The organism is Natronolimnohabitans innermongolicus JCM 12255 (assembly GCF_000337215.1).
Classification (GTDB): domain Archaea; phylum Halobacteriota; class Halobacteria; order Halobacteriales; family Natrialbaceae; genus Natronolimnohabitans; species Natronolimnohabitans innermongolicus.
Genome location: NZ_AOHZ01000031.1, coordinates 48952 through 66459 on the forward strand (window position 1 = coordinate 48952; position 17508 = coordinate 66459).

A 17508-nucleotide genomic window follows, 5' to 3' on the forward strand; every position below is an offset into this window, starting at 1 on the left:
GTTCCCCGGCAGTGTCAACCCGAATTCTCAGGACCCCCGAAGAAGGCCCGACAGAGTTTGGCCTCCGCCGATCGCAGATGCTCGTGAAACGTCGGTCGCGAGACGTCCATCGACCGGGCCAGTTCCTCGCCCGTCGTCGGCCGCGGCCACTCGAAGTAGCCGCTCAGGTACGCCCGCTGGAGTGCAACGAACTGACGCTCGGTGAGGTCGTCCTCGAGTCGCGCGGCGAACTCTTGACGGGTCTCGCCGTCGCGTTCTCGCTGCTGGAAGGAGATGACGTCGAAGCCGTCGTAGCGGTCTTCGACGGCCTCGACGATCGAGCGGACGTTCGCCGATCGGGGAATTTCGAGGGTGATGCGTGCGCGGCCGCCCTCGCTCTCGATCGTCTGCGTGCGAACGCCGCGCTCGGAGAGCCAGCCGACGAGGTCGTCGCCGCCGGAGAGTTCGATCAGACACTCGTCGTCGCGTTCGACGACGACGCGACAGTCGAACCCGGCGTCCTCGGCGGCCGCAGTGAGCGCCTCGCTCGTGGCGTCGGCTCCGGTCGCGGTGAACAGCGACGCCGTCTCGTCGCCGGTTCGATGCACCGACCGTCGGTACGCGAGTCGGCAGTCGACGGCTGCAGTGAGCGCAACGGGGGCGACGGATCGATCGGACAGCGCGAGATCGACGGCGACGACGGCGTCGGTCTCGAGGACGCGGCTCGTCTCGCGGGCGTTGACGCCGCTTGCGACCGCGCGGGCCAGCGCCGAGAGAACGACCGCTTCGCGGTCGTCGATCCCGCGATCGTCGCCGAGTCGGACGGTGAGGACGCCGTACTCGATGCCGTTGTACGTGAGCGGAAACGCCGCGCGGGTGGTACCCTCGACCGTCGCGGTCGCGGCGTCGTCGGCGGCGAGGGCCGCGGCTGCGGGGTGGTCACCGGACATCGCGACCGGCTCGGCGGGCGTCTCGCCGGTGGCCGCTCGGACGCCGATCGTTCCCGTGGCGGGGTTTCGCTCGCCGATCCACGCGCCGTCGTAGGTCGCTTCGTCGACGATCCGATCGCAGACGGCCGCCTCGAGCGCGGATCGATCCGTCGATCCCGCGACGGCGTCGGTCACGTCGCCGATCAGCCCCTCGACCCGATCGAGGGTGTACTCGAGTTCCTCGGTTCGAGCCTCGAGTTCGAGTTCGGCCTCCTTGCGGGCGGTGACGTCGTTCTGGAAGCCGACGTAGTGGGTCACCGTTCCCGTTTCGTCGCGAACGGGCGCGATGGTGACCTCGTTCCAGAACTCGGTGCCGTCCTTGCGGTAGTTCTTCAACTCGACCGTAACGGGGCGATCTTCGTCGATCGCCGCCGCCATCTCGGCGATCGCCGCCTCGCTCGAGTCCTCCCCCTGGAGGAACCGGCAGTTTCGGCCGACGACCTCGTCGTAGCCGTAGCCGGTGATCTCCTGGTAGGCGTCGTTGATGTACACCAGCGGATTGTCCTCGAGTGCGGGATCGGAGATGGTGATTCCAACCGGCGCTTCGTTGATCGTGCGTTCTTTGACCGCACGGTCTCGCGCGCCGAGAACGCTCGCACCGCCACCCGAAACGGCGCCCTCGGTCTCCCCGCGGGCCGGTTCGAACGTGATCGTCGCGCCCTCGGTCGACCGATGGACCCGCGCTTCGTACTGGTCCCAATCGCCCGGAAACGAAACGCGACGAGCGGTGCCGACCGTCGTCTCGCCGATCGCCGTCTCGAGTCGCGGCCAGGACTGGAGGTGTGCAGCCGCGTCCCACGTTTCGCCGCGGTCTTCACCGTCACTCGATTCCACCGGGAGATCGAACGCGTCCCGCGCCGCCCCGTTGGCGTACGTGATCGTTCCCTCGCTGATCGCGACGATGGGGTCGACCACGGCCTCGAGTGCGGCGGCTGCCGGCGACCTCACGCCCTCGTCGCTATCCCTCGCATCGCCAGTGTTCATAGTCGTCATTGGCTGCCGATGCCCTAAGAACCACGGTGATCGAACGGACGGTTCAACTGGCCCACAGTGAATGTTATTGTCTGCCATGCTGTATAGTGTCATATGAGTGCGTACCGCTCACCGTTCGAACAGCTCCGGGAGAAATTCGACGAATCGGAGGCCGTCTGTCGAGCCTGTGGCTACGTCGACGCCGATGGGGGATGGCGCGTCACGACGACCGGCGGTCGCGTCACGTACCAGTTCGTCTGTCCCGCCTGCGACGCCGTCGAAACGCGGGAGATGCGACTCGAGTAGCCCCCACGGTTATTATCGTGTCGTGTAACCCCGAGAAGCAACGCGTTCGTCGGCTCGTACCGGTAGCGCGGACCCAGCCGTTCGATCGGTCAGCCGATCCGAGAGCCGAACCGGAATCGAGCGAGGACCCTCGAGCGTCGCGGTCGGTGCGTTTCGGACCCGTCGGGACCGTTTCCCGCGCGATCGCTACCTCGAGGTGGGAGTAGTGGCGCAGAATTTCATCGCTGAGATGACTATTTCTCATCCCAATCTCTCGCTGACTCCGACGATTCGGACCGCTTCGGACGCGGATATAACGATCGAATCGCAACCGCTACCGTTCCACGAACGAGCCGGACCGATCATGTTCTACTCGATATCTGACTGTAGTTACCAGACGATCGAATCCGCGCTCGCGACCGATCACACCGTCGACGAGTGGCAAGTGACGATGGAATTTGCGGACTGTCGCTTGTATCAGGTATACCATAGCTCGGCCACGAAATTCACCTACCCGAAAATGGCCGACATCGGTCTGCAGGTGCTCTCGATTCAGAACGCCGAACGAGGTTGGACGATACGACTTCACGCGGCCGACAGGGAACACCTCGGTGACTACTGGCAGTACTGCCGCGAGGAGGACGTCCGGTGGAATCTCAAGAAACTGTACAGCACCGGACCGCAAGCGCGCACTAGCTACGGTGACGGCGACGAGTTCTCCCTGACCGAACGCCAGCGGGAGGTCGCCCGCACCGCGGCTCGAATGGGGTACTACGAGCGGGACGGAGCCAGCGCGCAAGCGGTCGCCGACGAACTCGGAATCTCCTCGTCGACGCTGTCGACGCATCTGCGGCGGATTCTGGCCGAAGTGTTCGCGCAAGTATTCGACGAGTGAGATCGGCGTTCGACACCGACGGCGGCCGTTCGATTCCCGACCCGATATAAACGGAAGAAGAATACGACGACAGATTCGAGGACCGCAAGGCCGATTCGTCCAGTAATGAGTGACGCGAACTTCGCTCCGAGTCTTTCCGATCAACCGACGAGTCTGGCCGTCGTCGAACGGGTCGCCGACCTCGAGGGAACGGACCCGCTATCGCTCCCCCCGCTATACGACGCCATCGATCCGGAAGCGTTGGATTCGATCAGTCAGTCGACGGCCGGCGGCACGCAGACCGGAGCGGCGGTTCGGTTTACGTACTGCGGGTACGACGTTCGCGTCGGAGACGACGGCGCGATCGACGTCTCCGAAACGTGTAGTAGCCACTGAAAGTAAATGCACAACTGATCGCAGGACAGCGTCGCGGTCAGTGTGTAAATTGTTTCGGTGGCTACGATAGTCAAAGGCGACCCCATCGACCGAACGCGAACGGAATGCCGCTGGTCGCGAGCCTCCAGACGAAGGCGCTTTACGCGCTGGACCGCTTTCCCCTCCCAATGAGTAAACCCACGCCCGAGGTCTACGAGCAGGGCAAGGGCATGGACGCCCACAATCAGGTGATGCGGGAGATCCGCTCGCGCAAGGAAGCGAGCTACGACCCCCACGAACCGACGCGCGTCTGGCTCGACGAGGACAACACCCCAACCGGAGTCAAAAACAGCCTGACGATCATCCTCAATACCGGCGGCTGTCGCTGGGCCCGCGCCGGCGGCTGTACGATGTGCGGGTACGTCGCCGAGAGCGTCGACGGCGGCTCCGTCTCCCACGAGGCGCTGATGAACCAGATCGACGTCTGCCTCGAGCACGAGTCAGAAAACGCCGACGAGCCGGCCGAACTCATCAAGATCTACACCTCCGGCTCGTTCTTAGACGAGCGCGAGGTCGACGCCGAGAGTCGCCGCGCCATCGCCGAGACCTTCGCCGACCGCGAGCGCATCGTCTTAGAGTCCCTGCCGGATTTCGTCGACCGCGAGAAGATCGGCGACTTCACGCAGTACGGGATCGATACCGACATCGCGATCGGCCTCGAGACGGCCACGGACCGCGTCCGTCACGACTGCGTGAACAAGTACTTCGACTTCGCGGACTTCGAGGACGCCTGCGCCGAGGCCGCGACGGCCGACGCCGAGGCAGGCGACGACGCGGACGCCGGCATCAAGGCGTATCTGCTGATGAAGCCGCCGTTTCTGACGGAGTCGGAGGCCGTCGAGGACATGATCGCCTCGATCGAGCGCTGTGCCGACGTCGACGGCTGTCACACCGTCTCGATGAACCCGTGTAACGTCCAGCGCTACACGATGGTCGACGAACTCTACTTCAACGACGGCTACCGCCCGCCGTGGCTCTGGTCGGTCGCCCACGTCTTAGAGGAGACCGCCGACATCGACGCCATCGTCGTCTCAGATCCCGTCGGCCACGGCTCCGACCGCGGCCCGCACAACTGCCAGGAGTGTGACGACCTGGTCCAGAAGGCGATCAAGGACTTCGGCCTCCGGCAGGATCCAACCGTCTTCGAACAAGTCTCCTGTGAGTGCGAACTGACCTGGGAAACCGTAATGGAGCGCGAGCGAAGCTTCAACCAGCCGCTGACGCGATAGTGCGAGCTACTGCGGGAAGTGATCGAGCTGACACCTTCCAGTGGACGGAATTAGCGTTCCTGTTCTTCGGTTTGCTTTTTTACGCACCACTCGAAGAGTTCCTGACGCAGGTCATCATCGGTTTCGCCGAACAGGCTTCCGAGACGATAGCCGAGATTGTCCCACGTCAGCTCCTCCGGTGGCGGACCGTCGGAGTACTTCGATGACTCCTCTCCGTCGTTGAGGTCCTTGACGGCAGCCGTCCACCCTCGTTTGAACGCCCCCTGACGGTCACTCCCGGGATCCGCCTGCCGAACGTCACCCATCGGAATCGTCGGATCAGTCGTCACGATACCCGTGTGGTCGGCCAGCACCAAAAATTCCGCCTCCGGAACGTCGTTGGCTACCGCGACGCTCGAGTCGCTTTTTCTTCGTCTCCCTCGCCGACGTAATGACACCCGGTCGACTCCGCGTTCTCGCTCGCGGCGCGGGCGATCAACAGCGCGGTGACGCAGGCGTTGCGGAGTTCGTAGAGGTCTCGAGCCGTCCGCGTGCGAATATAGGCGTCGATCTCGCCCTTGAGTCGCCGGAGGACGGCGCTGGCACGGGCGATCTCGTCGGGATCTCGCTCGAGACCCAGATACTCGTCCATCGTGCGCTTCAACCGGATCGACTTCTCGGCGGCGAAGCGCTCGGGCAGGTCGGGGTCGCTGTTTCGGAGGTCGGGTGCCTCGACGATTTCCGCCTCGACGTCGAACTCTGCGGCGTCTTCTCCCGCTCGCAGCCCCCAGACCAGCCCCTCGAGCAGGCTCGTGCTCGCCAGCCGGTTCGCGCCGTGGACACCCGTGCGGGCGCACTCGCCGACAGCGTAGAGCCGATCCAGGGTGGTCCGTCCGCGGTCGTCGACGTCGATCCCGCCACAGAGGAAGTGCTCGCAGGGCGCGACGGGGATCTCTTCGCCCTCGATTCCGCGGTCGCGGCACTTCTCGGCGATGGCCGGGTACTCTTCGGCGAACTCGCCCTCGAGGGTGCGCACGTCGAGGACGACGTCGCCGGTTTCCTCGCGTTCGGTTTCGACGGCGCGGGCGACGACGTCTCGCGGGGCGAGGTCGCCCAGCGGGTGGTAGTCGTCCATGAAGCGCTCGCCGTCCCCGTTTCGCAGGACCGCACCCTCGCCGCGCAGGGCTTCGGAGAGCAAGAACGGATCGTCACCCGCGTACGCCGTCGGATGGAACTGGACGTACTCGAGGTCGGCCACGTCGGCGCCCGCGAGCGCGGCCATGGCGATCCCGTCGCCGGTCGCGTCGTCGGGGTTGGTCGAGCGCGTGTAGAGCGCGCCGACCCCTCCGGTCGCGAGGACGGTCGCGCCGGCGAAGATCGGGTGGCCGGTCGGCTCCTCGTCGGTGAGGACGCCGTGAACCCGCCCCTCGTGTGTAACGAGATCCAGTGCGGCCGTATCCTGGCGCACGTCGATGTTCTCGTGGCCGTCGACGTGGTTCAGGAACGGCCGCAGGATGTGGGTTCCCGTCGCGGCGTCGACGTGGAGGATGCGGTACGCTGAGTGGGCCGCCTCGCGCGTGTAGTCGAACTCGCCGTCGTCGGTCTCGTCGAACTCGATCTCGAGCGTCTCGAGGAGGACGTCTTCGACGGCGTCGTCGGCGTTTTCGACGAGAACGTCGACGGCCGACGGATCGGCCGTGCCGTCGCTCGCCTCGAGGATGTCCGCTTTGAGGCTCTCGGGTTCGTCTCGGGTGGTCGAGATGCCGCCCTGGGCCCAGTCGGTGCTGGCGTCGTCGGGGCGCTCGGCTTTCGTCACCAACAGTACGTCGCTGCCCTCGCGGGCGGCCTGAAGGGCGGCCGCACAGCCGGCGATACCGCTGCCGACGACGAGGACGTCCGCGGTTTCGGGGTCGGTGGGTGCTGTAGCAGACATGGCTTGAGTTAGATCTCGAGCATGCGGTCGAGCGCGACGCCCGCGAGTTCCTTCTCCTCGGGGGCGACCTCGATGACGTTGCGTTCTCGCCCCTCGACGAGCTCCTCTAACACCCAGGTGAGATAGTTGGGGTCGATCTGGCGCATGGCGTTGCAGTCCATGCAGGCGTCGCCACACAGCGGGAGGACGTTCACCTCGGGGTGCCAGCGCTGGAGGTGATTCGTGAGGTGGATCTCGGTGCCGATCGCCCACGTCTCGCCGGGGTCGGCGTTCGCGACCGTCTCGCAGATCGTCGCCGTCGAACCCGCCTTGTCGGCGGCCTCGACGACCTCGCGGCGGCACTCGGGGTGGACGATCACGTTGGCGTCCGGATGGTCGTCGCGGATCTGCTCGATGTGGTCCGTCCGGAAGCGTTCGTGGACCTGACAGTAGCCGTCCCAGAGGATGATGTCGCTCTCGGCGACCTCTGCGGCGTCTTTGCCCTCGGGGTCCCACGGATCCCACTCGGCGATCTGGTCCTCCATACCCAGCCTGTGGGCGGTGTTCTCCCCGAGGTGCTTGTCGGGCAGAAAGAGCACCTTGTCGCCGCGTTCGAAGGCGTACTCGAACGCCTTGTGCGCGTTCGAGGAGGTACAGACGAGTCCGCCCTGGCTCGCACAGAACGCCTTCAGGTCCGCATAGGAGTTCATGTACGTGATCGGAATGATGTTCTCGTCGGGCGCGGCCGCCGTGATCTCGGCCCACGCGCTGTCGACCTGCAGCGCTTCGGCCATCCCGGCCATCGGGCAGGAGGCCTCCATCGACGGGAGGATCACCGTCTGGTCGTCGTCGGTGATGATGTCCGCGCTCTCGGCCATGAACGTGACGCCGCCGAAGATCACGTACTCCGCGTCGGCCGCTGCGGCCTCCTTCGAGAGCTGGTAGGAGTCACCGATGAAGTCGGCGTGCTCGACGATCTCCCGGCGCTGATAGTTGTGCCCCAGAATAACGACGTCGTCCCCGAGTGCGTCGAGGGCCGCCTCGATGCGCTCGGTTCGATCGTCCTCGCTCAGTTCCCGGTATCGTGGCGGCAGCTGCTCGAGGTTGTCGTATTTGAACAGACTCAAATCGGTTTCCAGCTCTGCCGTTTCCATTTTCACCATTTTGCGTCACCTGTGATTGGTCATACGTCACAGCGGCGTATTGAATAACTTTTTCCTTCGATACCGCACACTGGGTGGAAACCATCGACTGATACAACGGCGGAAAGTTCTCAGGCACCCGAACTGACGGTTCGAGAAGCGTATCAATTGCGTCGACGCTGGGCTCTTGCCGCCTGACTCCCTAGCGACGGTATGACACTCGAGGGTGCCTTCGCGGACTTCACGCGGCGGGACTGGGAACGGGACCCGCCGGACGATACCGTCCGCCTCGCCGTCGTGGGAACCGGCGGCTTCGCCCGGAACCGCGCCCTCCCGGCAATCGCCGACGGCAATCACTGCGAAACGACCGCGCTGGTAACGGAGTCACCCGACCGCGTCCGGTCGCTGGCCGCCCAGTTCGACGTCAACCACGTGGTCGATTACGACGGCTTTCTCGCGGGGAATCACACGGCCGTCTACGACGCGGTGTACGTCGCGACGCCCAACGCGACCCACGGCGAGTACGCCGTCGCGGCCGCCGAGCACGGCAAACACGTCATCTGCGAGAAACCGCTTGACGCCTCGCTCGAGCGCGCTCGCGAGGTCGTCGACGCCTGCGAGGACGCCGGAGTAACGCTGATGACCGCCTATCGACTCCAGGTCGAACCGACGGTTCGTCGGACGCGCGAACTGGTCCGCGACGGCGTCGTCAGTGACGTCGTCCAGATCCACGGCGGCTTCTCGCACCCACTGCTCGAGGACGCCGACCCCGACGCGTGGCAACTCGACCCCGACCTCGCCGGCGGCGGCGCGCTGATCGACCCGCTCAATACGGTCCGCTACGTCCTCGACGACGATCCCGCAGGCGTCTACGCGAGCACTCACTCGAGTGGCCCCCCGTTCGACGCCGTCGACGAACACGTCGCGTTCCAGCTCGAGTTCGAAAACGGAGCGACGGCCGCCTGTACGGCGAGTTTCGACGCCCACGCGAGCAGTCGCCTCGAGTTGATCGGCAGCGACGGCATGATCCGAATTAAATCGCCCTTCGGGGGCGTCGTTCCCCAGGAGATGGTCGTCGAGAGCGGCGACGTCCGCATGGAGTACACCGGTCCGCCGGTCGACGAGGTCCGCGAGGAGTTCGACTACTTCGGCTACTGCGTGCTAACCGGAACGGATCCCGAGCCCGACGTCGAGGATGGACTGGCCGATCTGCGCGCGATCGAAGCGGCCTACGAGTCCGCCGAGACGGCGTGTCGGGTCGACCTCGAGTGAACGAGGGCCGAGGCGGCGGGCCGTTCGGACGGGGCTGCTCCCGACGACTGATACGGATTGCTGTCCCGATGTCCCGGCGCAACCGCGACCCGGGCGACGGTTGCGCCGGAACTGACGGACAGTAAACCGTATGAACGTGCTACCGGCGAACGCGAGCGTCGGCCCGCTCGTCATCGGTCTGGTCACGCCGCGACGCCGGCGCGGTCCACGACGCCGGGAGCTCGACGACGGCGGAGAACAGTTCGCTCGCGACGTTACGCGCGTCGCGAACGAACGGTCTGGGGTCGTCGCGGCTGAGGTGATCGAAGTTGGGCTGCCGGACGGTCGAGGCGGCAATCTCCAGCGCGGCGGCCGGCAGCGACGGTGGCTCGACGATCGGGTTCTCCTCTCGGAGGACGCTCAGGACGTAGAGCATCTCGCCTCGCAGCAGGTGCGTCGCGACGCCGGTCTCGTACGTCTCGGACGTCCGCACCGGCTCGCCGCGAGCGAGTTGCCAGAAGTAGTACGGAAAGTCGACGCCGGCCTCGATGGGACACGACACAGACACCCAGAACCGCGGATTGACTTCCAGAAGCGTGAACTCACCGGTCGCCGCGTCCCTGACGAACTGGACCGAGGCCGGTCCGTGCCAGTCGAGGGCGTCGAGCACCGCCCGACCCGCCCGCTCGAGGGCGGGAATCGACGTCGTTCGGCGGGCGATGCTCGTGTTGCCTGCGTACGAGTAGCCCCGGAGCTGGTGTTTCTGACACGTTGCAACGGGCTCGCCGCGATCGTAGAGCGCCCAGAGCGCGTACTCCTCGCCCGGAACGTACTCCTGAACGATCGGCGTGTGCCCCATCTCCTCGCGGATCGATTCGCGGTCGGGTTCCTGACCTGGTTCGAGGTACCGCACCGAGCCCGGGTGGACGATCGTCGACGACGAGACAGTGTCGACGAACTCGTCGGTGACGACCGCGTACCGCGGCTTGACGATCGCTTTCCGTCCCCAGTCATCGACCGCGTCGAGCGGCCGCGTCTCCGGCACCGCAACGTCCGCCGCCGCGGCGGTCTCGACGAGCCGAACCCGATCGTAGACGGTGCGCAGCGTCTCGAGGCTCGGCCACAGCGGCGCGACGCGGTCCGCGAACGCGGACCGGTACCGCGAGAGCGTCCACACGTCCTCGTCCCGGATCGGCGCGATTGTCTCGACGTCGGATCGCGTCGCCAACTCGAGCAGCGCGTCCCTGTAGCCGAGAACGTCTTCGGTCGGATCCGGGACGACATGCGATTCGTCACAGTATCGGGAGGCGAACGCCGGGGCGGTCTCAGACTCGGAGACCGCGATGGTCCCGACGCCGCGACGGCCGAGCGACCGGACGCAGGCGACCGAACTCGGGGCAACCGCCGGGATGACCACGCTCCCCTGACCGCGCTTGTGCATACGGGCTATACACTATCCAGTACAAAATAAAACTAACAGTATAAACATTTTCAATTAATACCTTCAGTGAAGGGGAGAACGTGTAAGACCGTAGGACGGTATCGCCGACCGAGGCCCGTGCGGGAGACCGGAGCGGAGCCGTCGAATCGACACCGATCCACGGTGGGCGGTCGGCCGCGGCCGATCAGGTCTGTCGCTGTTCCCAGGGCGTGGTCTCGACGCCTACCAGTTCGAACATCTCCTCGTAATCCTCGGGGAACTGTTCCTCGACGTTGGCGATCTGGCCGCCCGGGACCGTCTCGCTCAGCAGCGCGGTGATCGCCTTGATTCTGAATACGGTGTCGGACTCGTCGACGCCCGACGGCTGTCCGTACGAGGTGTCGAGATCGAGATCCTCGTAGTTCATCCGCTCGTGTACCCGCTGGACGAACTCGTCGAAGTCGTACTGGTGGCCGTGATCGACCTCGAGCAGGTAGCGGTCGATCTCCATCGGCAGCGGGCTGGCGATGTCTGTCGCTCCGCCTTCGTCGACGCGCTCGCCGATGGTGTTGAGGACGGCGCGCGTCGCCCGGACGGCCTCGGCCTGGCGGCCGGCCTCGATTCGATGCTGTACCTCGCCGATGAAGTCCACGTAGTTCGTCTTCTCCTCGGTCAGGTCTTCGGACATGGGGAATCAGAGGATGGGACCTCACTCGGCAGTGAGGAGAGATCGCTCCAAAAGCGTCATACCGGGATTGGCAAGGTCCCGAACCCGTCCCTCGAGCGTCTCGATCGACGGAGCGAGCAGCGGCTCACTCGGGGGCCAGCGCCTCGATCGTCGCCTCGATCGTCTCGCTCGAGGCCGGTTCCGGCAGGACGACGATCGGGTGGTCGATCCCCGTCTCGTCGACGAGCGTCCGCAGCCGCTGGCGCGCCTCGTCGGGCGTCCCCGCGACGCCGAGGTCGTCGACCATCTCGTCGGTGACCGCCTCGGCCGCGGCGCGCTTCTCGCCGTCGCGCCAGGCCTCGGCGATGCGGTCCGCGCGCTCCGGATACGCCATCGCCACGGCGCGGCGATACCCCTCGCCGCTGCCGACGTAGTAGGCGACGTGGCGGCGCAGCGTCTCGCGAGCCTCGTCCGCGTCCTCGCTGACGGCCGACGGGACGTACGGTGCGACGGTGATCTCATCGGGGTCCCGGTCGCGCTCTCGAGCCGCGTCCGCGACCTCCTCGAAGGCGTCCTCGAGTCGCGAGAAGGGGATGTTGTGCGGGATCCAGCCGTCGCAGAGCCGGCCGACGACGCGGCGGTTGGCGGGGCCGAGTCCAGCGTGGTAGATCGGCAGGGGGACCGAGAGGGACGGGAAGTCCGCGGCCTCGAGCAACTGTCCCTCGTAGTCGACCCGGCCGCCGTCGTCGGCCGTGAACTCGCGGACGAGTTCGATCGTCTCGTGGGCCCGACGAACCGGCCGGTCGAAGGCCATGCCGTGGAGGTCTTCGACGGCTTTCGCCGTGCTGGTCCCGACCCCGAGGGTGAACCGGCCGTCCGAAGCGCGCTGGAGCGACGCGGCGGTCATCGAGAGGACCGCGGGCGAGCGCGAGTAGACGTTCAGGATCGCGCTCCCGATGTCGATCTCGTCGGTACGAGTCGCCATCTCGGTCAGCTGGACGACGCCGCTCTCGCCCCAGAGTTCGCCGACCCAGACGGCGTCGTAGTGCAGTTGTTCCGCCCGTACCGCGACGTCCGCGAGGTCGACGTCACCGAACGACGCGACCATGAGTCCGACGTCCATACCCCCGTCGACGGGCTCCACCGAGAAAAATCGGGGCGGTCAGCGGGACGGACGGGAACGCTACTCCCGACCGCGACCGCAGTCGGCCCGCTCTTCGAGCGCACACCCGACGCCACAGCTACAGACGAGCACGCAACCGTCGCTCCCGACGGTGATCGTCCACCCGCCGAGCGTGAACTCGAGGCCGACCGAAGCGCCGTCGGAACTGGCGGCCGCGTGGGTCAGTAGTCGCTCGAGGGAAGTCGGGTCGAACGTCTCGGCCAGCGGTTCGATTTCGTCTACGGGACAGTCGGTAACGGTCGAAAGCGAGTTGATAATTTCGCCGACGGGCTGGTCCGGCGCGCTCGGGTCGAAGTACGCCCGATGGGCGGGCCGGCAGTCGGCGTCGTGATCGGAAAGGCGTGTGCCCATTGGTACCGTACGGTAGGTGTGAGTGCGGTTGAGCCGTCGGACGGCATATGCCCGATATTATAAGGGCTGCTCCCTCGAGCCGATCGGCCGGCGAATTCGGCTCAACGGGCGATTGTCTGCTCGACGAGTGTCGCCATCGCTCGACGGAGCCGATCGCTCGCCGCCGATGACGAAATCTCGAGTTCGTCGGCGAGTTCCGCCACCGAGACGCCCCGCGGGTTCTCGAAGTAACCCAGATCGGCGGCGGTCAGCAGCGTCTCGCGCTGGATCGGCGTCAGCCCGTAGACATCGGTTGTTCCCGCCGTTTCGTCGCCGTCGGCGTGATAGAGCCGATCGACGGTGAACCCGACGTCGTTCTCGCGGCAGTGGGTCCGAAACGCCTGCAACGCTTCGAGGTCGGGCACCTCGAGGGTGGCGATCCAGCCGTCGCGGCCGCTGGCCGCCCGGAGGACGCGCATACCGAGTTCCGCCGCGTAGGGCAGTACCAGCCGCTCGGTCGAGTTCAGACGCATCCGATAGACGCGGAAGTCGTCCCCGTCGATGATGACCCGCGGCTCGGAAACCGTCGGATCGTCGGCGACGAGTCGGTCGAACTGGTCGAAATCACCGCCCGAGGCCTCGAAGAAGAGATAGTACGCGTCGGGGCCGGCGATCGTCTGGTACTCGAGTTCGGCGACCATCTCCGGCATCGCCTCGATCGTCGGCGTGAGCACCAGCTCCGGGTGGACCAGCGTGAGCTCGGCGATCACCCTCGAGTCGGTCACGCGTGGACGTTCGCGCTCCGGAACAATCAATCGGGGAGGAAGCCGTCAGCGGCCGTGACTGTCTCGACGCCAAACGGACAGCCGTACGACGGTGCGATCAGCACTCGAAATCGGACGCCGTAAAGACGATCTCGCCGTCGACGAGCGTCGCCGTCACGTCGATCTCGTCGATCCGCTCTCGCTGCTCCCACGGCGATTCCTCGAGCACCACCAGATCCGCCCGTTTGCCGACCGCGAGCGTCCCGAGTCGGTCCTCGTCGAAGCCGGCGTAGGCCGCACCACGGGTATAGGCTCGCAGCGCCGCCGTCACTGACAGTCGCTGGGCCTCGGTCGGCGCGTTGGCGGCGTGGTGGACTCCCAACAGCGGATCCAGGGGCATGCAGTCCGAGCCGAACGCGAGCGGGACGCCCGCCTCGAGGACGCGCCGGAACCGATTCGTCCGATCGCGCCGCTCGCGTCCGAGTCGTCGGTCGTAGAGCCCGCCGTCGTCCGCCCAGCGGTGGAAGTTCGGCTGCATCGAGGCGACGATCCCCGCCTCGGCCATCCGCGCGATATGGTCGTCCGTCGCCAGTTCTGCGTGCTCGATCCGGTGGCGCCGGCCGCCGGGGTCAGGCGTGGCCTCGAGCGCCGCAAGCGTCTCCTCGACGGCTTCGTCGCCGATCGCGTGGACGCAGATCTGGTAGCCCGCGCCGTCGGCGCGCTCGACGAGCGCCGCGAGGTCGTCGGGGTCGACGACCCACTGGCCGCGGTCGCCGTCGGTGTCCGGGTCGTCGTCGCCGGGTTCGCGGTCGCCGCCGTCGCGCCCCTCGGCGTCCGCGTACGGTTCCGTCAGCCGCGCCGTTCGACTGCCGAAACTCCCGTCCGAGAACGACTTGATCGCGCCCGTCCGCACGCGGTCGTCGCCGTCGTTCGTCGACAGTCCGACTTCGGACAGGGCCTCGAGGTGGTCGCTCCAGTAGTCGATCCGCACGCGAAGCGGGAGGTCGCCGTCGGCGGCCAGCTCGCGGTAGACTCGCGGCGCCGCGGAGCCGCGGACCTTGTCGTGGACGCACGTCACGCCGAGTTCGACGGCGCGTTCCGACGCCGCAGCGAGAACCTCGCGTAGCTCTTCGCGGTCGCTCGTCAGTCGCCGCCTGACGGCCTCGGCGGCGTCCTCGACGGCGACGCCGGTCGGCTCGCCGGCCGCCGTTCGGAGATCGTCGGCGGGAAGGTCGTCGGCGAGACGCGCTACCGCGACCGAGTTCAGCGACGCGGTGTGGAGGTCGACGCGCATCGCGACGACCGGGCGCACCTCGCTGACCCGATCGAGATCCGCGCGCGTGAGCGGCTCCGTTCGCGCGTCGGCACCCGTCCACGCGCTCTCGTCGTACCCGAAGCCGAGGATCCACTCGCGGTCCGGTTCGGCGTCGGCGTGCGCTCGCAGGATCTCGAGACAGTCCGCGGCGGAGTCGGCCGCGGAGAGGTCGGCGTGGACGAGGTGCTGTCCGAGCTGTTCCATATGCGTGTGGGCGTCGACGAAGCCGGGCAGAACGGGTCGTCCGCCGCAGTCTACGACGTCGGTCCCGACGCCTTCGAGGAACCGCATCTCGTACTCGTCGCCGAGTCGGACGATCTCGCCGTCGCGGACGGCGATCGCCTCGTGGACGGTATCCGGGTCGTCGAGGGTGTGTACGGCCGCGTTCGTCACCAGCAGATCGGCGGCGTCGGTCATGCTCGAGGGAGCGTCGGCGACGATCAAAAAGGTGGGCGGACACACAGCGCGCAGCCGCGTTTTTGGGGCGGGACGACTCCTCGAGAGCGAGGCGCGTTCGTTCCCGTCTCGCCGAAACTGCATGCGAGCACAAGGTTAACTTGCCGGCTCGTGGACTCGCCGGTATGCTCGATCGTACCGGTCGCGTCGTCTTCGGCTCGCTGCTGGTGCTGGTGCTCATCCTCACCGGCTCGATCATCGTCGAAGACCAGTTCGGGGTCGCGTTACAGGAGTATCCGGTCCTCTCGTTTCTGATCTTCGGCGGCGTCGCCATCGCCGCGCCGCAGCTGTATCTCGCCGCGGTCGAGGAGGGACCGACCCGAAGCCGAATCCAGTTCGCAGCCATCGGGACCGCCGTGATCGCCACGGCGTTCGCCGGCTACGCCGACGGGATCCAGTACCTGCTGCTCGCGACCGCGGGGACCGTCGCCGTCGTCGGCCTGCTCTGTTACGAGGTGTTGCGCTGGAATCGGATCACGGAGGACGGAACGCCGGCACAAACGCAGTAGCCGCGGGTTTCGATCGGTTTCGATCTGCATCGCCGCTTCTCTCACCGCACCGGGATCGACGAGAATCAGCAATCCTTAGGACCGCCCCCCGTCTCGAGTGAGCCATGACAGATCCCGCGGACCTCGTCGCGCGCGTCGACGAGGGCGAGTTGCGACTGCACGAACTCGAGGACCACGCCGACTACGACACGGCGGCCGAGGCCCGTCGACTGTTGCTCGAGCGCGAGACGGAGACGGACCTCGAGGCCATCGGCGACTACACCTTCCCCGCCGAGGCCGCGGAGCCGAACATCGAGAACATGATCGGGGCCGCGCAGGTGCCGATGGGCGTCGTCGGCCCGGTTCCCGTCAACGGTGAGGCGACCTCACCGACCTCGCAGCACTCTCCGAGTGCTGCGAACGACGGCGGCGCGGCCGACGGCGAGTACTACCTCCCGCTGGCGACGACCGAAGGCGCCCTGCTCGCGTCGGTCAACCGCGGACTCGGCGTCATCCGCACGGCGGGCGGCGCCGATGCGCGGGTGACGAAAAACGGCATGACCCGCGCGCCGGTGTTCCGGGTGTCGGGCGTCGCCGAAGCGGCCGAGACGGTCGAGTGGGTCAACGACAACGTCGAGACGCTGGCCGAGGCCGCCGAGTCCACTACGAGCCACGGCGAACTGCTCGACGTCGAGCCCTACGTCGTCGGCGACTCCGTCTACCTCCGGTTCGCCTACGACACGAAAGACGCGATGGGGATGAACATGGCCACCATCGCGACCGGCGAAGCCTGCGAGATCGTCGAGGCTGAGACCCCCGCCTCGCTGGTCGCGCTCTCGGGGAACCTCTGCTCGGACAAAAAGCCCGCCGCGATCAACGCCGTCGAGGGCCGCGGACGCTCGGTGACCGCCGACGTCGTGATCCCGGGCGAACTCGTCGAGGACCGTCTGCACACGACCGCCGAGGCCATCGCCGAGGCCAACACCCGCAAGAACCTCACCGGCAGCGCGAAGGCGGGGAGCCTGGGATTCAACGCTCACGCCGCGAACGTCGTCGCCGCCGCGTTCCTCGCGACCGGACAGGACGAAGCCCAGGTCGTCGAGGCCGCGAACACGATCACCACGATGGACGCTCGCCAGCGCGAGGACGGCACCACCGACCTCTACGCCAGCGTCTCGCTGGCCTCCCTCGAGGTCGGCACCGTCGGCGGCGGCACGAAACTGCCCACGCAGGCGGAGGCGCTCGAGGTGCTCGGCCTCAAGGGCGGCGGCGACCCACCGGGTTCGAACGCCGACGCGCTGGCCGAGATTATCGCCGTCGGCGCGCTGGCGGGCGAACTCTCCCTGCTCGCGGCGCTGGCGTCGCGGCATCTGGCGAGCGCACACGAAGACCTGGGCCGATAAATCGGCTCGGAGTCACGTGATTCCGGACGCCGCAGGCGTCTCGTCATCCCGTTATCCGGAGAGTCGAAGACTCTCGGACGACCTCGAGTCGAGGCACTCTACCAGCTACTTCCGTAGAAGAGACCCATCTGGGAGTGAAACCGCGTGGTTTGGCCAGGCGTCAGCGCAGTGGAGAGTCGGCAGGATTTTGACACGAGGTTTTTGGCTGGCTGTCGTGGCAAGGTCGATTCAGACCCTCAGATCCGTTTCGTGGACCGCCCGCTTGCCGCGGGCACCCTATTTGACATGCCCGCTCCGCACTCGGGGAATTTCCACACATCAGGCTTGTAATATCTAATATCTTTCTCGAAAGAAAGTGATCGGCATCGGAACCAATCGTGTCGATACGCTCCTCCGTAGTGGTGTGTGCAGAACCCGACCGGAGGGCATTCAAAA

17 protein-coding genes are annotated in these 17508 nt (G+C 66.5%); 7 read left to right on the plus strand and 10 right to left on the minus strand.

The window, feature by feature from the left end:
* Positions 1 to 14: 14 nt before the first annotated feature.
* Entirely contained in the window at positions 15 to 1952 is a 1938-nt protein-coding gene (locus C493_RS05800; protein WP_007258481.1) for a bacterio-opsin activator domain-containing protein, read from the minus strand.
* Between the two features lie 102 nt (positions 1953 to 2054).
* Here C493_RS05800 and C493_RS05805 point away from each other — a divergent pair, with 102 nt between their 5' ends.
* The 4 genes from C493_RS05805 to C493_RS05820 all read left to right on the plus strand — a co-directional run bounded on the left by C493_RS05805 (position 2055) and on the right by C493_RS05820 (position 4763).
* Positions 2055 to 2246: an HVO_0649 family zinc finger protein gene (locus tag C493_RS05805; protein ID WP_007258482.1), complete on the plus strand. Its 192-nt coding sequence runs from the start codon at positions 2055 to 2057 to the stop codon at positions 2244 to 2246.
* Positions 2247 to 2745: 499 nt separating this feature from the next.
* On the plus strand, positions 2746 to 3120 hold the full coding sequence (locus tag C493_RS23745) for a helix-turn-helix domain-containing protein (RefSeq protein WP_241430877.1): 375 nt from the start codon (positions 2746 to 2748) through the stop codon (positions 3118 to 3120).
* Positions 3121 to 3225: 105 nt separating this feature from the next.
* Positions 3226 to 3495, plus strand: a complete 270-nt coding sequence (locus C493_RS05815) for a HalOD1 output domain-containing protein (RefSeq protein WP_007258484.1) — start codon at positions 3226 to 3228, stop codon at positions 3493 to 3495.
* Between the two features lie 167 nt (positions 3496 to 3662).
* Positions 3663 to 4763, plus strand: a complete 1101-nt coding sequence (locus tag C493_RS05820; protein ID WP_007258485.1) for an archaeosine biosynthesis radical SAM protein RaSEA — start codon at positions 3663 to 3665, stop codon at positions 4761 to 4763.
* A gap of 50 nt (positions 4764 to 4813) precedes the next feature.
* Here C493_RS05820 and C493_RS05825 read toward each other — a convergent pair whose 3' ends face one another.
* The 3 genes from C493_RS05825 to nadA are packed head-to-tail and all read right to left on the minus strand — an operon-like array spanning position 4814 to position 7817.
* Positions 4814 to 5092: a hypothetical protein gene (locus C493_RS05825; protein ID WP_206537585.1), complete on the minus strand. Its 279-nt coding sequence runs from the start codon at positions 5090 to 5092 to the stop codon at positions 4814 to 4816.
* Positions 5093 to 5145: 53 nt separating this feature from the next.
* Positions 5146 to 6675, minus strand: a complete 1530-nt coding sequence (locus tag C493_RS05830; protein ID WP_007258487.1) for an L-aspartate oxidase — start codon at positions 6673 to 6675, stop codon at positions 5146 to 5148.
* An 8-nt stretch (positions 6676 to 6683) separates the two neighbouring features.
* Positions 6684 to 7817, minus strand: a complete 1134-nt coding sequence (nadA, locus tag C493_RS05835) for a quinolinate synthase NadA (protein WP_007258488.1) — start codon at positions 7815 to 7817, stop codon at positions 6684 to 6686.
* A gap of 192 nt (positions 7818 to 8009) precedes the next feature.
* On the opposite strand from nadA, the gene gfo6 reads away from it, so the two are divergent.
* A complete protein-coding gene (gfo6, locus tag C493_RS05840; RefSeq protein ID WP_007258489.1) occupies positions 8010 to 9068 on the plus strand; it encodes a D-xylose 1-dehydrogenase Gfo6 in 1059 nt (352 codons plus the stop codon).
* A 139-nt stretch (positions 9069 to 9207) separates the two neighbouring features.
* On the opposite strand, the gene C493_RS05845 is transcribed toward gfo6, so the two are convergent.
* The 6 genes from C493_RS05845 to C493_RS05870 form a co-directional block, all read right to left on the minus strand.
* Positions 9208 to 10488, minus strand: coding sequence for a carboxylate--amine ligase (locus C493_RS05845; protein ID WP_007258490.1), 1281 nt, complete (start codon positions 10486 to 10488; stop codon positions 9208 to 9210).
* Positions 10489 to 10672: 184 nt separating this feature from the next.
* Positions 10673 to 11155 carry a DUF2267 domain-containing protein gene (locus C493_RS05850; protein WP_007258491.1) on the minus strand — a complete coding sequence of 161 codons (483 nt, stop codon included), beginning with the start codon at positions 11153 to 11155 and terminating at the stop codon, positions 10673 to 10675.
* Positions 11156 to 11279: 124 nt separating this feature from the next.
* Positions 11280 to 12257, minus strand: a complete 978-nt coding sequence (locus C493_RS05855) for an LLM class flavin-dependent oxidoreductase (protein ID WP_007258492.1) — start codon at positions 12255 to 12257, stop codon at positions 11280 to 11282.
* Between the two features lie 60 nt (positions 12258 to 12317).
* Positions 12318 to 12668 carry a HalOD1 output domain-containing protein gene (locus C493_RS05860; protein WP_007258493.1) on the minus strand — a complete coding sequence of 117 codons (351 nt, stop codon included), beginning with the start codon at positions 12666 to 12668 and terminating at the stop codon, positions 12318 to 12320.
* Positions 12669 to 12769: 101 nt separating this feature from the next.
* Positions 12770 to 13432: a helix-turn-helix domain-containing protein gene (locus C493_RS05865; protein ID WP_049889162.1), complete on the minus strand. Its 663-nt coding sequence runs from the start codon at positions 13430 to 13432 to the stop codon at positions 12770 to 12772.
* 97 nt (positions 13433 to 13529) lie between these two features.
* On the minus strand, positions 13530 to 15143 hold the full coding sequence (locus C493_RS05870) for an amidohydrolase (RefSeq protein ID WP_007258495.1): 1614 nt from the start codon (positions 15141 to 15143) through the stop codon (positions 13530 to 13532).
* A gap of 164 nt (positions 15144 to 15307) precedes the next feature.
* On the opposite strand from C493_RS05870, the gene C493_RS05875 reads away from it, so the two are divergent.
* Positions 15308 to 15691, plus strand: a complete 384-nt coding sequence (locus tag C493_RS05875; protein ID WP_007258496.1) for a hypothetical protein — start codon at positions 15308 to 15310, stop codon at positions 15689 to 15691.
* A gap of 104 nt (positions 15692 to 15795) precedes the next feature.
* On the plus strand, positions 15796 to 17073 hold the full coding sequence (hmgA, locus tag C493_RS05880; RefSeq protein ID WP_007258497.1) for a hydroxymethylglutaryl-CoA reductase (NADPH): 1278 nt from the start codon (positions 15796 to 15798) through the stop codon (positions 17071 to 17073).
* Positions 17074 to 17508 lie beyond the last annotated feature (435 nt).

What these genes read in the sequence shown, in the direction of transcription:
- C493_RS05850 (WP_007258491.1), bottom strand. Translation starts at nt 11,155, where the DNA reads ATGTCCGAAGACCTGACCGAGGAGAAGACGAACTACGTGGACTTCATC.
- C493_RS05855 (WP_007258492.1), bottom strand. Translation starts at nt 12,257, where the DNA reads ATGGACGTCGGACTCATGGTCGCGTCGTTCGGTGACGTCGACCTCGCG.
- C493_RS05830 (WP_007258487.1), bottom strand. Translation starts at nt 6,675, where the DNA reads ATGTCTGCTACAGCACCCACCGACCCCGAAACCGCGGACGTCCTCGTC.
- C493_RS05875 (WP_007258496.1), top strand. Translation starts at nt 15,308, where the DNA reads ATGCTCGATCGTACCGGTCGCGTCGTCTTCGGCTCGCTGCTGGTGCTG.
- gfo6 (WP_007258489.1), top strand. Translation starts at nt 8,010, where the DNA reads ATGACACTCGAGGGTGCCTTCGCGGACTTCACGCGGCGGGACTGGGAA.
- C493_RS05820 (WP_007258485.1), top strand. Translation starts at nt 3,663, where the DNA reads ATGAGTAAACCCACGCCCGAGGTCTACGAGCAGGGCAAGGGCATGGAC.
- nadA (WP_007258488.1), bottom strand. Translation starts at nt 7,817, where the DNA reads ATGGTGAAAATGGAAACGGCAGAGCTGGAAACCGATTTGAGTCTGTTC.
- C493_RS23745 (WP_241430877.1), top strand. Translation starts at nt 2,746, where the DNA reads ATGGCCGACATCGGTCTGCAGGTGCTCTCGATTCAGAACGCCGAACGA.
- C493_RS05845 (WP_007258490.1), bottom strand. Translation starts at nt 10,488, where the DNA reads ATGCACAAGCGCGGTCAGGGGAGCGTGGTCATCCCGGCGGTTGCCCCG.
- C493_RS05800 (WP_007258481.1), bottom strand. Translation starts at nt 1,952, where the DNA reads ATGAACACTGGCGATGCGAGGGATAGCGACGAGGGCGTGAGGTCGCCG.
- hmgA (WP_007258497.1), top strand. Translation starts at nt 15,796, where the DNA reads ATGACAGATCCCGCGGACCTCGTCGCGCGCGTCGACGAGGGCGAGTTG.
- C493_RS05815 (WP_007258484.1), top strand. Translation starts at nt 3,226, where the DNA reads ATGAGTGACGCGAACTTCGCTCCGAGTCTTTCCGATCAACCGACGAGT.
- C493_RS05870 (WP_007258495.1), bottom strand. Translation starts at nt 15,143, where the DNA reads ATGACCGACGCCGCCGATCTGCTGGTGACGAACGCGGCCGTACACACC.
- C493_RS05805 (WP_007258482.1), top strand. Translation starts at nt 2,055, where the DNA reads ATGAGTGCGTACCGCTCACCGTTCGAACAGCTCCGGGAGAAATTCGAC.
- C493_RS05860 (WP_007258493.1), bottom strand. Translation starts at nt 12,668, where the DNA reads ATGGGCACACGCCTTTCCGATCACGACGCCGACTGCCGGCCCGCCCAT.